Below are 17,169 nucleotides of genomic sequence, written 5' to 3'. Positions count from 1 at the left end.
AGTAGGAAGCTAATCATGGGTTAACAAGGGAGAGGAATTAGCTCTTGTTAACCCATTTGATTAAAGAAATCTCAACTCGATAAGGGGAGAAAGCTATGTCGAAAAAATTAATCCCTTACTTTTTTCTAGGACCAGCTCTTTTGTTATTTATTTGTTTCACCGTTTATCCTGTCATTTCTTCCCTCATCCTTAGCTTCCAGACCCAGGAAGCGGGGCAGTATGTCTTTACGGGATTGGACAACTATATCCGGTTAATGAAAGATACCATTTTTCTAAAAGCTTTATCTAATACATTCATTATCTTAATTATTCAAGTTCCTATTATGCTATTCTTGGCGCTTCTATTAGCAAGTGCCCTTAACAGTCAATTACTAAAGCTGCGCGGCATCTTTAGGGTCGGATTTTTTATGCCGGCTGTCACATCACTTGTTGCTTACTCCATCTTGTTCTCCGTCATGCTGCAGGATACTGGGGTAATCAATCGGTTCTTAGGATTTTTAGGCGTCGACCAGATTCGCTGGCTTTCAGATGCCTTTTGGGCAAAAGTATCCATTATTCTCGCCATGACATGGAGATGGACGGGATACAATATGGTCATTTATTTAGCCGCCATGCAAAATATTTCTGAAGAATTATATGAAGCTGCCTCACTAGATGGAGCAGGTAAAATCAAGCAATTTTTCTATATTACCGTTCCGCAATTAAAGCCGGTAATCTTGTTTACTGCCATCATTTCAACCATTTCAACCTTGCAGCTATTCGATGAGCCTTATAACCTGACAAATGGCGGTCCATCAGATGCGACAATGACATTAGGGTTGTATATCTTTAAAAACGGCTTTGAATATTATGATTTTGGTTATGCATCAGCTATTGCCTATGTAGTTGTTATTATTGTAGCCATACTGTCGTTTATTCAGATGAAAGTGACAGGAGATGAGTAAGATGAGCAATAGTCTTAAACAGCGAAAGTTAACTAGCAAATTAGTATTATATATAACTTTATTGGCTGGGTTGGTTATATCGATTTTCCCGTTTTACTGGATGTTTGTTGGGTCGACGAACCACACCAGTAAAATGTTTACCAATCCGCCGACATTAACGTTTGGCGGCCAATTTTTAACGAACTTAACGAACTTGAATGATTCGATTGGAATTTATCGGGTTTTGTTTAACTCCTTGTTTGTTTCATTGGTCTATGTCCTGCTTGCTTTAATCGTGAATACGATGGCTGCCTATGCGCTGTCTAAATTCGAATTTAAGGGGCAAAAAACGATTTTTATGATACTGATCGTTTCTATGATGATTCCGTATCAAGCAACGATGATTCCCTTGTTTAAATTAATGGCCAATTTCAATTTCTTAAACACGTATTTTGCCTTGATTGTGCCATCGCTCTGCCTGCCGTTTGCGATTTTCTTAATGCGGCAGAATTTGCTGGCCTTCCCAACGGCTTTAATTGAAGCAGCCCGAATAGATGGTGCAGGTGAAATCCGGATTTTTCTAAGGATTGTTTTGCCATCCATGAAGCCGGCGTTAGCTGCGACAGCAATTTACTTGTTCATGGCGCAATGGAATAACTTTATGTGGCCGCTTGTTGCGACAACGTCTAATGATATGTATACGTTCCCTGTCGCTTTATCCAGCTTAATTGGGATTTCGATTATCGACTATGGACAAGTCATGACGGGGATTACCATTGCTACCATTCCAATTATTATTTTCTTTTTACTTTTACAAAAGCACTTCATTGCCGGAATGCTGGGCAGTTCTGTTAAGTAGCATAGGCAGGATGAATGGGAACCTTTTGCTGGCCTTGGCCGTTTTCCCATTGCCATTCTCCTATCGGGATTTTCAACGAACAGGGGGAAGATGAACGCTTATGGCTGAAATTCATCTTCCTGTTTTTTTATAAAAATGACGGTATAGAAGGAGACAACAATGCCTAAGAATGAGAAAACCTATATCACCAATGCTAACTTCATGCTGCATGGAGGAGACTATAATCCTGACCAGTGGCTGGACCGCCCTGATATATTGGCGGATGATATCAAATTAATGCAGCTCTCCCATACCAATACTTTTTCTGTCGGGATCTTTGCCTGGAGTGCACTGGAGCCTGAAGAAGGGGTATACAACTTTGAATGGTTAGATAAAATTTTCGAGGATATTTACCGAATTGGCGGACGTGTCATTTTGGCCACGCCGAGCGGAGCGCGTCCTGCCTGGATGTCGCAAAAATATCCGGAAGTGCTGCGGGTGAATGCGGCAAGAGTGAAGCAGCTGCATGGCGGACGTCATAATCACTGTTTTACTTCTCCGGTTTATCGTGAAAAAACACAGACCATCAATGGGCTGCTGGCGGAAAGATACGGCGGGCATCCGGCTTTGTTAATGTGGCATATTTCCAATGAATATGGCGGCGACTGCCATTGTGACTTGTGCCAAAATGCCTTTAGAGAATGGGTGAAGGTGAAGTATAACCATGATTTGAAGGCCGTTAATGATGCATGGTGGGGACCGTTCTGGAGCCACACATACTCGGATTGGTCCCAGATTGAATCGCCTTCACCTAATGGGGAAAGTATGGTTCACGGGCTGAACCTGGATTGGCGCCGGTTCGTTACCGATCAAACGATAGATTTTTTTGAAAATGAAATCGTTCCGTTAAAGAAAATCACACCGGATGTGCCGATTACCACGAATTTTATGGCGGATACGTTTGATTTGATTCCATTCCAAGGGCTGGATTACAGCAAGTTTGCTAAGCATGTGGATGTGGTCAGCTGGGACGCTTACCCAGCCTGGCACAATGATTGGGAAAGCACGGCTGATTTAGCGATGAAGGTGGGGTTCATTAATGATTTGTATCGCAGCCTCAAGCAGCAGCCATTTTTAACTATGGAAATGACGCCGAGTGCGGTGAACTGGCATCAGGTCAATAAAGCAAAACGGCCGGGCATGCATTTGCTGTCTGCCATGCAGATGGTGGCGCATGGATCAGACAGTGTGCTGTATTTCCAATGGCGCAAATCCCGCGGCTCCTCTGAAAAATTCCACGGGGCTGTGGTTGACCATGATAATAGTCCGGAAAACCGGGTGTTCCAAGAGGTCGCCAAGGTTGGAGTAACGTTAGAGAAATTAGCGGATGTGGTCGGAACTAACCGTCCATCTGATGTGGCGATTTTGTATGATTGGGACAGCAATTGGGCAATTAACGATGCACAGGGGTTTGGATTAGAATCGAAGCGTTATCCACAGACCCTGCAGCAGCATTATCGGACATTCTGGGAGAAAGATATTCCTGTCGATGTGATTACGAAGGATCAGGATTTTTCGAAGTATAAGCTATTAATCGTGCCGATGCTGTATTTAATGAGTGAAGACACGATTTCACAGTTAAAGACGTATGCGGCAGAAGGCGGCACCCTGGTGATGACCTATATCAGCGGCCTTGTAAATGAACATGATTTAACGTATTTAGGCGGTTGGCACAAGGACCTTCAGGAGATTTTTGGCATTAAGCCAGTGGAAACGGATACGTTATATCCAAAGGATCGGAATGCGGTAATGTTCCGTCAGAAATCTTATGAGTTAAAAGACTATGCTACGGTCATTGAGGTAAACGGGGCCAATGTGGAAGGTGTTTATGAGGATGATTTCTATGCAAACACTCCAGCACTTACCAGCCATTCGTACGGTCAAGGAAAAGCGTACTACATTGGCGGGCGCTTAGAGGATGATTTCCAAAGAGATTTCTATCAAGAATTAATAGACGAATTGGTTCTTGAATCGGCATCTGATGTAAAACATGGCAGAGGCGTTTCAGTCCAAGCCAGACACGCATCAGAAAAAGACTATCTCTTCCTCATGAACTTCACAGAACAAAGCCAGCCAGTATCACTTGGTTCGGCCGTAACCGACGCACTCACAGGGGAACAGCTCACAGGAGACCTCCTATTAGAGAAATACGAAGTAAGAATTGTAGAGAAACAGAAATAATCCGAAGGGGACAGTCCCCCGCTGCTTTAAAGCGGTGGTGACTGTCCCCTTTTAGTGCTTTAACACAGTGGGGGACAGTCCCCGCTACGCGAGGTAGGCTTCTTGGACTTGTTCGTTGCGGATGAGGTCGGGGCCTCGGCCTTCGAGGACGATTTCTCCGGTTTGGATGACGTAGCCTCGGTGGGCGATTTGCAGGGATTGGAAGGCGTTTTGTTCCACGAGCAGGATGGTGACGCCTTCTTTGTTGAGCTCTTTGATGATTTCAAAGATTTGCTCGACAATGATGGGAGCGAGGCCCATCGATGGTTCATCCAGCATTAACAGCTGGGGATTCATCATTAAGGCACGGCCCATGGCCAGCATTTGCTGCTCGCCGCCGCTCATCGTCCCGCCTTTTTGCTCAAGCCTTTCCTTTAATTTTGGAAAATACCCGAAAATGCGCTCCATCCGGTCTTCAACGGTGTTTTTATCTTTGACTGAAAAGGCCCCTATCAGCAGGTTTTCCTTTACAGACAGTTTTGGAAAAATTCTTCGTCCCTCCGGAACCTGGGCAATCCCCATTAGTGATGTTTGGTGGGCAGGGAGATTAGTAATATCGTTCCCCCTATAAGTGATCGATCCAGCCTTAACCTTCACTTGTCCGTTTATCGATTTTAAAGTCGTCGATTTTCCGGCACCGTTACTGCCAATTAACGTGACGATTTCCCCTTCATCCACAAATAAATGGATATCCCTTAACGCTTGAATGGCCCCGTAATTGGCTGCCACATTGGTCAATTCCAATACATGCATTCCGGATTTTCCTCCTTTATGCGAGAGACAATGCCCCTTTTCCTAAATAGGCTTCAATCACCCGCGGGTTATTTCGAATTTCATGCGGCTTCCCCTCGGCAATCTTTTCCCCATGGTCTAACACAAAAATATAATCGGAAATCCCCATCACCAGCTTCATATCATGTTCAATTAAAATAATTGTAATGTTCAACTGTGTCCGTATCGTCTGGACCAAATCTGTCAATTCCTTGGTTTCTTTTGGATTCATCCCGGCTGCCGGTTCATCCAGCAGCAGCACACTTGGCTTCGTGGCCAGCGCCCTGGCAATCTCCAGCCGGCGCTGGGCCCCATAGGAGAGGCTGCCAGCCGCTTCATTCAGTAAATGCTCCAGCCCCACATACTCAAGCAGCCGGTAGGCTTCTTTTTTTGCCTCATCTTCCTCATGCCTAGCTTTAGGGAGGTTCAGCAAAATCCCCAACCAGTTGGAAGTGATATGGGTGTGCATGCCGGCCATGACATTTTCCAGAACGGGTATATCCTTAAACAGCCGAATGTTTTGAAATGTCCGGGCAATCCCTTGCTTGGCCACCGCATCCGGCCTAAGCCCAACCAGGGTTTTACCGTTCAGCCGGATATCTCCGGATGTCGGTTTGTAGACACCTGTAATCATATTAAAAAATGTTGTTTTCCCGGCTCCATTCGGTCCAATCACAGCCGTGATCGAGTTTTTCTTTATTCCCATGGTGATGTTGGAATTGGCGGCCAGCCCGCCAAAGCTTTTTGACAGCTCGGTAACCTCTAACACATTCACCTGTTTCCCTCCTAAGCCTGTCTTTTTTCTTTTGATAAAAGCAAAATGCTCGATTTCTCCGTTTTATTTTTCAACTCTTCAGGATTATACTTGCGGTTTTTCGCCGGGAGCAATCCTTGAGAGCGGTATAGGGCGAAAGCGATCAGCAGGGCTCCAAAAATAAACCGCTGCATTTTTACGGGAGACAGCGCTTCAGGGATGGCTATTACGCCGCTTAAACTCAGCTGATTCATCCAGTTGGTTAATTCCGTCAGGACCTGAAGATTTAAAATGGTAACAACGGCTGCCCCTAAAATGACTCCGGGGACACTGCCCATCCCGCCGAGCAGAACCATGACAAGGATGGTCGTCGATTCCAGCAAAGTAAAGCTGGTTGGATCAACAAAGGTTTGCTTGGCGGCAAATACCACCCCCATCATTCCTGAAAAAGAAGCCCCGATCGCAAAGGCCGTCAGCTTTGTTTTCACAAGAGGGATCCCCATGGCCTGGGCAGCAATTTCATTTTCTCTTACCGCTTTCCAGGCACGGCCGACTTTGGAGTATTCCAATTTTCGCACCACATAGATCGTGAATAGAACAATGCCGAAGACCACATAGTAAAATTGGTTCGGATAGAGAAGGTCGATGCCGAAAATGCTCGGCGGGGTAATCGAAGCGATCCCCATGGACCCGTTCGTAATGTTGACAGGCTTATCCATATTATTGAACACAATCCGAATGATTTCCCCGAACCCCAAGGTGACAATCGCCAAATAATCCCCTTTGACCCTAAGCACCGGGATCCCGAGCAAGATGCCAAACAAGGCCGCCGCAAAACAGCCGATTAACAGGAAGATCCAAAAGCTTCCCCCGGAAAGCGGATAGCTTCCAAATGGCATAAAATTAGCGGCCTGCGGCGTGGCGAAAATTCCATACGTATAGGCACCAACTGCAAAAAAGGCGACAAACCCCAGATCCAGAAGCCCGGCAAGACCAACGACAATATTTAGTCCCAATGCCATGGCAACGTAAATGCCAACTAATGTCGCCACTTCCATGTATGATTGATAGGAAGGCCCCTGGCTTGCGGAAACCGGCAGCAGCACGCCAAGAATGACAAAACCGATGATCCATTTCCAGACCGTTTTTAAGTTTAAAAAATATAAGATAAGAATGGAAAGTAACAATAGCAAAAAGGCGACAACCGATTTTTCAGCTAAAAACAGGCTGGCTGAAGTAATGAGAACGTAAACCGAAAATAACAAAATTTGGGCCAACCGATTTTCTGATAGGGAAGAAATGAGGGCTTTCACCAAGTTCACCTACACTTTCTCAACGGCTGCTTTTCCAAACAGCCCTTCTGGTTTGAAAATGAGGACTACAATTAAAATAATAAACGCAAACACATCCTTGTACTCTGCTCCAAAAACGCCGCCGGTCAAACCGGATAAATTGGCAGCGGCAAACATCTCCAGCATGCCGATGACCATCCCGCCAACCATCGCACCACGGATGTTTCCAATCCCGCCAAGGACGGCAGCTGTGAAGGCTTTGATGCCGAGAATAAAGCCGATGTACGGATCAATCGTTCCATATTGCACGGCAAAGAGCACACCTGTTGCACCGCCGAGCGCTGATCCGACAAAAAATGTGACCGAAATAACCTTGTTGACATTGATCGTCATCAGTGCAGCGGTGTCGCGGTCCTGGGCGACAGCGCGAATCGCCATTCCCCATTTGGTGTGGTTGACAAACAGGTCCAGAACCAACATCATGATGATGGCCGTAATCAAGACCACAAGAAAGGTGCTTTTAAAAGAAGCATCATGAAATTGCGGCCATAAAGAGGAAGCTTCTAATTTCATTTTCCCTGTGAATAGCGATGGTCCTGTGATAATATAGTTTCCTTTTTTCACCTCTGCTATAAAGCGAATAATATCTTGAAGCAGAAAGGAGATCCCGATTGCGGTAATCAGGGTGATGAGTTTCGGTGCATTCCGGAGCGGACGGTAGGCCACCCGTTCGATCCCCATCCCCAAAAAGCCGGTTAAAATGCTGGTGGCAATCAGGACAATAATGAGAACGATGATGGCAGGCATCGCTGAGAGCCAGCCGATTCCGCTAAATGTCAGCAGGATGGCTGTCCCGATAAAAGCTCCTGTCATAAAAATTTCTCCATGAGCAAAATTGATTAACTCCAAAATTCCGTAAACCATCGTGTATCCGATGGCGATCACGGCATAAACCGCTCCTAATGTCAGCCCATCCACGATGACTTGTGGAAGTGTTTGTATAACGTCTGTCAGCATCCTCTCACCACACTTTCAAAAGAATAAAGAAAGGGAACGAAGCCGCTGCCCTTTCTTTGAAGCTTTGCGGTTATTTGCTTACCTCCCCTTCCATCGTTGCAGGATAACTGGCTTCATTAAACTTATAGATAAAGATTTTTCCATATTTATTGTCGCCTTTTTCATCAAAGCTGACTTGGGTTACTACACCTTTATAATCTTGAATCGCCCGGACTGCGTCACGGACTTGCTCGCGTGTCGGCAGTTTCCCGTCATTTTTTTCAATGGCATCGGATAAGCCTTTCAGGACCACGCCCATGCTGTCATATGCATAAGCAGAATAGGATTCTATGTTTTTGTTAAACTTCTTTTTGTAGTCGTCAGCGAATTTTTTGCCTTCCTCTGTCTTGGTTGTATCCCCGGCTACTGAGGTGATAAAGGCATTTGTGACCGTCTCACCGGCAATATCTACGAATGCGGAAGAGTCAAGGGCATCTCCGCCCATAAACGGTACGTTAATTCCCTTATCAACAGCTTGTTTAAGAATCAATCCGCCTTCAGAGTACATCCCGCCGAAGTAAATGAGATCTGGCTTTTTCGAGGCAACTTGGTTGAGTACACCATTAAAGTCCTTTTCGCCGACGGTAATCCCTTCGTAGCCGACAATTTCTGCCCCCAGTTCTTCAGCAGCCGCTTTAAAGGCATCTGCTAAACCTGTTCCATAGGCTGTTTTGTCTTGAATGACAAAGATTTTTTTGGCTTTTAACGTTTCAACGGCATATTCTGCCCCAGCTGGTCCTTGGAAATCATCGCGGGCGACAATCCGATTGGTTACTTTCAAGCCGCGGTCGGTGATCTCTGTTGCTGTATTCGCTGGTGATACCATGACGATGTTGTATTTTTCATACGTTTCTGAGGAAGGGATGGCAACTCCTGAGTTCAAGTGGCCGACGACACCCAGTATTTCTTTGTCAGAAGCAATTAGTTGGGCATTGGCGACCCCTTTTTTCGGATCCCCTTGGTCATCGTAAGGAACCAGCTGCAGCTCGAATCCTTTTTTGGCGAATTCTTCCTTCTGGTCTTCTAAGGCTAATTGTGCTCCCAGTTTGATTGCCTCGCCTAAAGTGGCGCTGCCGCCGGAAAGAGGAGATTGTGTAGCAATTTTAATGACGGTCTTTCCTTCTGATTCTCCGCTGGAATTAGCTGAGTCGCTGGATGAGGCACAGCCACTGAGGATTCCCATTACTAATCCAGCAGTGATAAAAAGTGATACAGCTTTTTTATTCAACATAATAGACCCCCTAATATATTTTTCGGCAGGAACTAAGAAGGAAAGTGTTATTGGCTGCTAAGGTGCAATCCCCTCCTCATGACTATTTTCATAAGAGCTCTCTATGGTTAAAAAGTATAAGGTTTGTAAATTTTTCTGTCTTTGAAGTTGGAAGAATAGTTTACAAGATTTTTTTGAAAAAATAGTTATTTATTCTAATATTATCCATAAATAATAGATGTAGTGGATGGGTGCGGGGGTGTGTCAGTGAGGGGGATAGGAAACAAGCGATGTATTATAAATGAATAGAGCAAGTGGTCATGATGAAGCCGGCACTAATAGTAAATAAAGTCTCCATTTTCAATTCTCCCTATTTGGGGGTTTAGAAGGATATCAGCATAAATATTGAAATTCCAGGATTCAAGCAGGGGGAGCGAAATTTAGGGATGGAAGATAAACGCTTTTCATTGACTGAGACTCAATAAATTGCTACTATTGGTTTAATTCGATAAAGCGCGATGAATGCTATGGATCATACTATAGCTGGAGCAGCTTCTGGAGAGACCGCATAGGTTTGTGCGGCGCCGAAGGATTCATAATCTCAGGCAAAAGGACAGAAGAAATGTGGTGCAGCAAGGTTGCTGCATGCGTTTTTTCCCTGAGATTGGAGCAAGAGCCCAATCTTTTTTTATTTTTTAAGACGAGGTGGAAGCAATGGCAAGCAGACGTGCAGTTGTAAGTGTAATTGGGAAAGATAAAGTAGGCATCATTGCCAGGGTAACAACCGTTTTGGCAGAAAATAAGATGAACATTTTGGATATCAGCCAAACGATTTTACAGGACTTTTTTACGATGATGATGATAGTCGATGTCTCTCAAACTGATGATCTAAATAAATTGCAGGACGAATTGAATCATGTCGGTGCAGAGCTGGATTTAAAAATTCATATCCAGTTAGAGGAAATTTTTCAGGCGATGCACAGAATTTGAGGAGTGTGTGGGAAAAAATGAATATTGGAATGGATGAAATACTGCAAACAATTCGAATGGTCCAAATGGAAAATCTGGACATTCGTACGGTAACGATGGGCATCAGCCTGCTTGACTGTGCCGATTCTGATTTTGAAAAAATGAATCAGCGTGTCTTTGAGAAAATCATGAGCTATGCGAAAAATTTAAAAGCTACCGCTGAACAAACGGAAAAAGAATTTGGGGTCCCGATTATCAACAAGCGGATTTCGATCACACCGATTGCCGAAATCCTTGGAAATGCGACTGTGGAGCAAACAGTGGAATTAGCAAAGACCCTTGACAGGACTGCTAAGGAACTGGGTGTTGACTTTATTGGCGGCTTCTCTGCTCTGGTTCATAAAGGCATGTCAAAAGGGGACGAGACCCTGCTTAAGGCGCTCCCTGAAGCGTTGAGTGTGACTGAGCGGGTGTGTGCTTCTGTTTCGGTTGGGACCACCCGGACAGGCATCAATATGGATGCGGTCAGACAGCTTGGTTTTATTATCAAAGATGCGGCGGAACGGACTCGGGAGCAGAATGGGATTGCTTGTGCCAAGCTGGTGGTTTTTTGTAACCCTGTTGAGGACAACCCATTTATGGCAGGTGCGTTCCATGGGGCCGGCGAAGGGGAAGCGGTCATAAATGTAGGTGTCAGCGGACCTGGCGTGGTCTTGAATGCCCTCAAGCGCCATCCTAATGTGGACTTGGGCGAGGTTTCCGATATTATTAAAAAAACCGTCTTTAAAATTACGCGGGCTGGTGAGTTCATTGGCCGTGAGGTGGCGAAACGCCTTGGCGTTCCGTTTGGAATCATGGACTTGTCTTTGGCTCCAACCAATGCGTTGAATGACAGTGTCGCAGAGATACTGGAGGAAATCGGATTAGAGCGGGTTGGTACCCACGGGACGATTGCGGCTCTTGCGCTTATGAATGATGCTGTGAAAAAAGGCGGTGCCATGGCGAGCTCGTATGTGGGCGGATTGAGCGGAGCATTTATTCCGGTCAGTGAGGACAACGGCATGATCCGGGGTATTGTGGATGGGGCCCTGACCTTATCGAAGCTGGAAGCGATGACATGTGTCTGCTCGGTCGGTCTTGATATGATCGCTGTAAGCGGCGATGTAACACCAGCGGCACTTTCCGGAATGATTGCCGATGAAGCAGCAATCGGAATGATCAACAAAAAGACAACAGCCGTTCGGGTAATCCCTGTCCCCGGCAGCAAGGAAGGCGACATGATCGAATTCGGCGGTCTCCTAGGAAGGGCACCCGTCATCGGCGTCAACCCTTACAGCCCAGAAAAAATGATCAACCGCGGCGGCCGCATCCCTGCCCCGCTCCAGGCCTTAATCAATTAAAACTGGAAAGGGGACAGTCCCCCAGTGGATTAACGCGTTACCTGATCGGGGGACAGGCCCCCGCCACATTAACGCATTATCTAAGTGAGGGACAGTCCCCTAATTTAGAAGATTAATGGGAGATTGTTAAATGATGGTGGATGCCGGGAAGCGGAAATTGGTGTTTGGGTTTATTGTGCTGGTCCTCCTAATTTTAGCAGGGGCTGCGCTGTATTATTCGAAGTTTTATAAGGAAGATTTAAATAAGTCCTTGCCGCTAACGGTTACTGAGAAAGCGGAGGATATGGAACTTGAAGATATTGGCCGGGATCTCTGGTCTCAGTATTTACAGCAGTATCAACAGACTGCCACAAGTTCTTGGAAAAGGATTTCTAATGTCGATTTTCATAAGATTCAGCTGCTCGCTGGGGACGAGGAGCAATTTGCTGCAGACATCACTTTTGATGCTAAGCTGGAAACAGGAAAATGGTCGGCACATCGTCAATGGGGAAAAGTAGAAAAAGATGGTACAGCTAAAGACGTCCATTGGACACTTCGAATCAAGAAAACCGGAAAGAAAGCCTATACCTTAGTAAGAATCGAAGAGACATCACAGGCAATTGCAGATCTAAAGCCGGTGAAGGATACGTATCAAAAACAGGCAGGCATTAAACTTCCTGATCCCGATAATCGCTACGAAATTGTTAATGAAAAATTAAGGGTTACCTATGATAATGGAAAGCATTGGAGCACTGTTCCCGTCCCTATCAATCCATTTTTTGAAGGCTCCTACAATGGTTCCAAACAGGAACTGATGGAAGGAAGCTATGTCATCTCTCCAGAAAGAACGGCGTTTGTCATTGGCAACAATGAAAATGTTCGAATTCTTCTCTCCACCGATAAAGGGGAAAATTGGAGTGAAGTGCCGGTACCAAGTACTTTGCCGGGAATCCGCATGCGGCTGCTCGGCTTTACATCAGATCAGAATGGCTATTTGATTTTAACGGGCGATAAAACGATGAGCTGGGAAGCGAATGCGATTTTTCGGACAAATGATGGAGGAAAAAGCTGGTTTGAGGCAGGCCGAGTGGAGGAGCAAAGATTGATCACTGATGGTGGTTTTGTCAATGAACAGCTCGGGTTTGTATCCTTTGGCGCTCTCAATGTGATGGATCAGCCTCCACGCCCTTCCTTGTACCGGACGGCCGATGGCGGAAAAACATGGGCAGAAGTGGAAATCCCCATACCGGCTGAATATAAAGGCATTTTTGTTGAGGCTGAGATGCCTGCCTTTGATGGTTCTCAAGGAACGCTGCTCGTCAATCAAGGGCCAAATGGAGACTACCAAGGAGGCCAGGTTATGGCGAAGTACATTTCCATAGATAAGGGAGCGACTTGGTCATTTGCCAATTTAGTAGATCCGGATAATGTTATGGAAAAGTGATCCTAATATTAGGGCGATTATGAAAAAAGCGGCCCGCTGAATTAGTTTAGGGGATAACAAACAAGTTAGCCAACTAAAGGAGATTATCGATGCGCAATTTATTTTTCTTCATCATAGTGATACCCGCGGCAGAAATAGGCTTGTTACTGGTTTCCGGCAAAATAATCGGCGTGTGGCTCACTATCATGCTGATCATTTTAACAGGTGTTCTCGGGGCGTATCTGGCTAAAAAAGAAGGGCTCCAGACACTTCAAACCGTCCAGAATCAGCTGCAGAATGGACAGATACCTGGTGATGCCGTTCTCGATGGCATATGTGTTCTAATTGGCGGCACTCTTTTGCTAACGCCAGGTTTTATAACCGATATCACTGGATTTCTCATGCTGTTTCCTCCAACGAGAAGATATTTTAAGCGATCCATACTGAAGATGCTAAAGAACAGAATGCATCGCGGCAATATTAAAATAATCAAATAATCAAGCAGCAGGGGACTGTCAAGGGACAGTCCCCTGCTGCGCTAACGCTTTACTCAGCTGGGGGACAGGCCCCCGGCGCGTTAATGCTTTACTGAAGTGCAGGGAAGCTCCTATCATTTTGCAAGGTATGCCCAGTCACGCATTGAAAGCGTTTTGCATATTGTTTTTATAGGGAAGTATAAAGTTAGTTTAGCAGGAGATAATTGGGGATATTGGATGAGAAGGAGGTTTTTATTAATGAGACAGCCTTTTGAATATGCCCAGCCATTCTATAATGAAGTGATATTATATTTGGAACAAAAATGGGACCGCCCGCTGACTGACCATGAGCGGAATGTCCTGATTGAAGGATATCGGTTTGGCCGGATGGTAGAAGCCGAAAATGAAATAACGATCCTTCAAGATTAACCGAACCAAAAGGGTGTGCTCCCCCATTAGTCCAATGTGTATCTGGCAGTGGAATTACTCCATTGCCTCAATTTACGCCCGCACATTAACGCTTTACCCAAGTGGGGGACAGTCCCCCTATCTTTCCAGCCGATAGGCTCTGCGTTCAGCGTATTCTGAACAGGGGATGCACACTTTTATTGTTTTTCCTTTGTCGTTAACGTATTTTCTAAGCGGTTTGAGCTTCCGCTTGCATATTTCACATTTATTGTGAAACAAATTGAGAATAGCCATTCTGTTCCCTCCAGCATTTAGTCAGCTTCACACTAGTATATTCTCGAAGATTTTAAGAATATAGGGCAATGCCCACTAAACCTGAGATAATGATGACATAAACAGGGTTCCACCGAAGCTTCATTAAAGCAAATAACGATAGACCAAAGATCAGAAGCAAACTGATGGAATGGAACGTGAAATCAAAGTTTGCTAAGCCATTGGATTGGGCAAATTTTATGGCAGCAAAAATAATTAAACTAGTAACAAGCGGTTTTAATCCGTAAAACATAGCTTCTACTATTGGGTGATGATGCAACTTCATAAAAAAAGAAGCCACTAAGATGACTAGAAGGATAGCAGGAAGCAAAATAGCAACGGCGGACGTAAGGGCGCCCGCAACCCCTGCTGCGGAATAGCCAACCAGAATGGCACTGTTGGCCGCAATAGGCCCTGGCGACATCCCGGCGATGGCAACCATATTTGTCAACTGTTCTGTTGTCATCCAGCCATATTTCGTGGCAGCCGTTTCAATAAGCGGTATCATCGCATATCCCCCGCCAAATGAGACAAATCCTAACATAAAAAATGTATGAAACAGTTCCCACAGTACCATTTGAAGTCCTCCGTTTTAAATTCCCGCTCCCATAAAATAATCAGGGTTATTAGCCGAATCCTTTGCCTTATCATGTTTCAACTGAACATCATAGCCTAATTTCCTTTTTAAAAAGATTGAAATCACCCCAGCGATTGCGCCTAGAGCAATAGCCACTACGGGATGGATGAAGAACAAGACCAGAACTCCAGCCAGCATAATCAGGAAGGTCGTTTTGTCAAAAATGGCTGTTCGGGCTGTTTGGATGGCCGCATAAACAATGATAGCCACAATCGTAATCCTGATGGAGACAAAGGCTGCTTCCAACTTCGGATTTCCATGAATGAAAAAATATGAAATGCCTAATGCAAGCACAATAATAAAGGTGGGAAGCGATACACCAAACATCGCAGCCAGCGCTCCCCTGACTCCTCCAACACGGTGGCCAATAAAGGAAGCGGAGTTAATGGCAACCGCTCCTGGAACAGATTGAGATAGGGCAAACACCTCGGTTACGTCATCATTGTCCAGCCATTTTCTTTTTTCAACGATTTCCCTCTCAATTAATGGGATCATTGCAAAACCCCCGCCAAAGGTGACCGGACTGATTTTAAAAAAGGTCCAAAATAGTTGCCATAACTTCGTCCATTCTCCGCTCATGTTTTTCCTTCTTTCAATCATTGTTATGTTATTTTCATAAAAATCTAGAGTTCCAATAATACCTTTTCTATCTACTAAGTTATCAGATAAGCTTGAAGGGGTAAATTGCAACAATCTTATAGGGTATAACAAAACCTTATATCCTTGAGGCCTCCCCTATCGATTGTATGGTACTATATTCATGAAAGGATGTACATGAGGAGGGGTGTTGACATTGAACTTAGAGAGCTTAAAAATGTTTTGTTTGGTTGTGGATGAAGGAAGCATAAGCCAAGCAGCCCGATTAAACTATGTATCCCAGCCTGCTGTAACAAGACAAATCCATCAATTGGAAAACTTTTATGGAACCTTATTGTTCGACCGGACGGATGGAAAAATGAGGGTAACTGAGGCTGGTAAGCTGTTGTATCCCTTTGCCAAAACAATCGTACGTGATTTTAATCGTTCCAAGGAAGTCATTAAGCAGGCGATGGGGGAGTACCATGCCAACCTCCATGTCGGCGCCTCGTTAACGATTGGAGAATATTTGCTGCCCCGTTTGCTGGGGCGTTACAAAAAACAGCATCCTGAAATAAAAGTGTCACTGACCATAAAAAATACACCGGGAGTAATCGAGGATTTAGCGAATGATGTCATCGATCTGGCTTTGGTGGAAGGAATATTTGAAAAGAATACGGAGTTTATCGTCCGGAAATTTGCGGAGGACGAACTGATTCTCGTTTGTTCAAATGACCACGAGTGGAAAGAAGAAATCGAGATTGGGGAGCTGGCCAACGAAAGAATGATTCTGCGTGAGGCGCTCTCCGGAACGAGGATCATCGTCGAAAATATGTTAAGAGACCATGGGATCTTAGAAAAAATCGAAAACTACATGGAATTAGGCAGCACTCAAGCCATAAAAAGCGCAGTAGAAGCAGGACTGGGAATCAGCATCCTCCCAAGACTAACCGTAGCCAGAGAACTCGAACAAGGAATCCTTCGGGAAATCAGAATCAACGGAATCCATATCAACCGAAACCTATGGCTTGTCCAAAAAAACCAACGTTTCTACAAAAACGGAGTCATCCACTTCCTGGACTTCATCAAGAACAAGTGACCAACATAATGGGGACAGTCCCCCAGCGCACTAACGCTTTACTATATCGGGGGACAGTCCCCCAGCTTATTAACGCTTTACCTCGCTGACGACAACTCGCAACAATAATATTTTCCTATGGATGGGAGGAATATGGATTATTCTGTTGAATAATGTTGATTGTAGTTAAATAATTTATGAAAGAGGTGTGTTTTTCTTGGCTAGAAGGCGTCGTGTTTGGTTTCCGGGGGCGATGTATCATGTAACAAGCCGTGGAAATCGAAAGTCTGATATTTTTTTGGATGACGAAGATTTTCGTACCTATTTGAACATGTTAGAAGAAGTCCGCAGTGTTTATCTGTTCCATCTTCACTCTTACTGCCTCATGACGAATCATGTGCATCTCCTCTTGGAGACTGTTGACCATCCCTTGACAGAAATCATGAAAATGTTAAACTTCCATTATGCCATTTATTTCAATAAACGCCATGAACTTGTTGGACATGTCTTCCAGGACAGATATGGTGCAAGGCTAATAGACGATTTACACCATTTCGTTGTTAGCAGCCGGTATATTCATATGAACCCTGTCGAAGCGAGCATGGTCGACTCCCCAGAAATCTATCCTTGGAGCAGTTACCGGGCATTTAACTCCAACTCCGATCCTCATGTTACCACCGCCAAACTATTATCCAACTTTCCCGAACCTCAAATAAAGAACTACCAAAGGTTTGTCTTGGGATTACCGCCATATGGTACAGAAGAAGAAATCGAGTTATTTGTCTAA

Annotated in this window: 17 protein-coding genes and 1 riboswitch; of the genes, 10 read left to right on the top strand and 7 right to left on the bottom strand. The window is 44.9% G+C overall.

Annotation, left to right across the window (positions count from 1 at the left end; genetic code table 11):
• The first annotated feature begins 95 nt into the window (after window positions 1-95).
• The 3 genes from NFS43_RS00320 (at window position 96) to NFS43_RS00310 (ending at window position 4,002) form a co-directional block, all read left to right on the top strand.
• Window positions 96-944 carry a carbohydrate ABC transporter permease gene (locus NFS43_RS00320; protein ID WP_251548688.1) on the top strand — a complete coding sequence of 283 codons (849 nt, stop codon included), beginning with the start codon at window positions 96-98 and terminating at the stop codon, window positions 942-944.
• Between the two features lies 1 nt (window position 945).
• Complete coding sequence (locus NFS43_RS00315) at window positions 946-1,782, top strand: carbohydrate ABC transporter permease (RefSeq protein WP_251548687.1); 837 nt, start codon at window positions 946-948, stop codon at window positions 1,780-1,782.
• 159 nt (window positions 1,783-1,941) lie between these two features.
• Entirely contained in the window at window positions 1,942-4,002 is a 2,061-nt protein-coding gene (locus NFS43_RS00310; protein ID WP_251548685.1) for a beta-galactosidase, read from the top strand.
• A gap of 84 nt (window positions 4,003-4,086) precedes the next feature.
• Here the strand turns inward: NFS43_RS00310 and NFS43_RS00305 are convergent, their stop codons facing one another.
• From NFS43_RS00305 to NFS43_RS00285, 5 genes are all read right to left on the bottom strand, one after another.
• The gene (locus NFS43_RS00305; RefSeq protein ID WP_251548683.1) at window positions 4,087-4,794 is read right to left on the bottom strand and encodes an ABC transporter ATP-binding protein; all 708 of its coding nucleotides are present in this window, start codon (window positions 4,792-4,794) and stop codon (window positions 4,087-4,089) included.
• Window positions 4,795-4,810: 16 nt separating this feature from the next.
• On the bottom strand, window positions 4,811-5,587 hold the full coding sequence (locus NFS43_RS00300) for an ABC transporter ATP-binding protein (RefSeq protein WP_251548681.1): 777 nt from the start codon (window positions 5,585-5,587) through the stop codon (window positions 4,811-4,813).
• Window positions 5,588-5,598: 11 nt separating this feature from the next.
• Window positions 5,599-6,879 carry a branched-chain amino acid ABC transporter permease gene (locus NFS43_RS00295; protein ID WP_251548972.1) on the bottom strand — a complete coding sequence of 427 codons (1,281 nt, stop codon included), beginning with the start codon at window positions 6,877-6,879 and terminating at the stop codon, window positions 5,599-5,601.
• A gap of 9 nt (window positions 6,880-6,888) precedes the next feature.
• Window positions 6,889-7,875, bottom strand: coding sequence for a branched-chain amino acid ABC transporter permease (locus NFS43_RS00290; RefSeq protein WP_251548679.1), 987 nt, complete (start codon window positions 7,873-7,875; stop codon window positions 6,889-6,891).
• Between the two features lie 70 nt (window positions 7,876-7,945).
• A complete protein-coding gene (locus NFS43_RS00285; protein WP_251548677.1) occupies window positions 7,946-9,145 on the bottom strand; it encodes a branched-chain amino acid ABC transporter substrate-binding protein in 1,200 nt (399 codons plus the stop codon).
• A 524-nt stretch (window positions 9,146-9,669) separates the two neighbouring features.
• Window positions 9,670-9,751, top strand: a riboswitch (glycine riboswitch).
• An 87-nt stretch (window positions 9,752-9,838) separates the two neighbouring features.
• Between NFS43_RS00285 and NFS43_RS00280 the strand changes: the two genes are divergently transcribed.
• The 5 genes from NFS43_RS00280 to NFS43_RS00260 all read left to right on the top strand — a co-directional run bounded on the left by NFS43_RS00280 (window position 9,839) and on the right by NFS43_RS00260 (window position 13,800).
• Window positions 9,839-10,114: an ACT domain-containing protein gene (locus NFS43_RS00280; RefSeq protein ID WP_251548675.1), complete on the top strand. Its 276-nt coding sequence runs from the start codon at window positions 9,839-9,841 to the stop codon at window positions 10,112-10,114.
• 17 nt (window positions 10,115-10,131) lie between these two features.
• Window positions 10,132-11,493 carry a PFL family protein gene (locus NFS43_RS00275; RefSeq protein ID WP_251548674.1) on the top strand — a complete coding sequence of 454 codons (1,362 nt, stop codon included), beginning with the start codon at window positions 10,132-10,134 and terminating at the stop codon, window positions 11,491-11,493.
• Between the two features lie 130 nt (window positions 11,494-11,623).
• A complete protein-coding gene (locus NFS43_RS00270) occupies window positions 11,624-12,916 on the top strand; it encodes a WD40/YVTN/BNR-like repeat-containing protein (protein ID WP_251548672.1) in 1,293 nt (430 codons plus the stop codon).
• A gap of 89 nt (window positions 12,917-13,005) precedes the next feature.
• On the top strand, window positions 13,006-13,392 hold the full coding sequence (locus NFS43_RS00265) for an FxsA family protein (protein ID WP_251548670.1): 387 nt from the start codon (window positions 13,006-13,008) through the stop codon (window positions 13,390-13,392).
• A gap of 237 nt (window positions 13,393-13,629) precedes the next feature.
• The gene (locus NFS43_RS00260) at window positions 13,630-13,800 is read left to right on the top strand and encodes a hypothetical protein (protein WP_251548668.1); all 171 of its coding nucleotides are present in this window, start codon (window positions 13,630-13,632) and stop codon (window positions 13,798-13,800) included.
• Window positions 13,801-14,125: 325 nt separating this feature from the next.
• Here the strand turns inward: NFS43_RS00260 and NFS43_RS00255 are convergent, their stop codons facing one another.
• Together NFS43_RS00255 and NFS43_RS00250 are read right to left on the bottom strand one after the other, a co-directional pair.
• The gene (locus NFS43_RS00255; RefSeq protein WP_251548666.1) at window positions 14,126-14,668 is read right to left on the bottom strand and encodes a chromate transporter; all 543 of its coding nucleotides are present in this window, start codon (window positions 14,666-14,668) and stop codon (window positions 14,126-14,128) included.
• Between the two features lie 15 nt (window positions 14,669-14,683).
• Window positions 14,684-15,307, bottom strand: a complete 624-nt coding sequence (locus NFS43_RS00250; protein WP_251548663.1) for a chromate transporter — start codon at window positions 15,305-15,307, stop codon at window positions 14,684-14,686.
• 205 nt (window positions 15,308-15,512) lie between these two features.
• Between NFS43_RS00250 and NFS43_RS00245 the strand changes: the two genes are divergently transcribed.
• Both NFS43_RS00245 and NFS43_RS00240 read left to right on the top strand, forming a co-directional pair.
• Entirely contained in the window at window positions 15,513-16,403 is an 891-nt protein-coding gene (locus NFS43_RS00245; protein WP_338150582.1) for a LysR family transcriptional regulator, read from the top strand.
• A gap of 196 nt (window positions 16,404-16,599) precedes the next feature.
• Window positions 16,600-17,169 (top strand): transposase, encoded by a 570-nt coding sequence (locus NFS43_RS00240; RefSeq protein ID WP_251548659.1) that lies wholly within the window; start codon window positions 16,600-16,602, stop codon window positions 17,167-17,169.

Source organism: Neobacillus muris (assembly GCF_943193175.1).
Taxonomy (GTDB): Bacteria; Bacillota; Bacilli; order Bacillales; family Cytobacillaceae; genus Neobacillus; species Neobacillus muris.
This window is presented reverse-complemented; position numbering and strand designations above follow the sequence as displayed.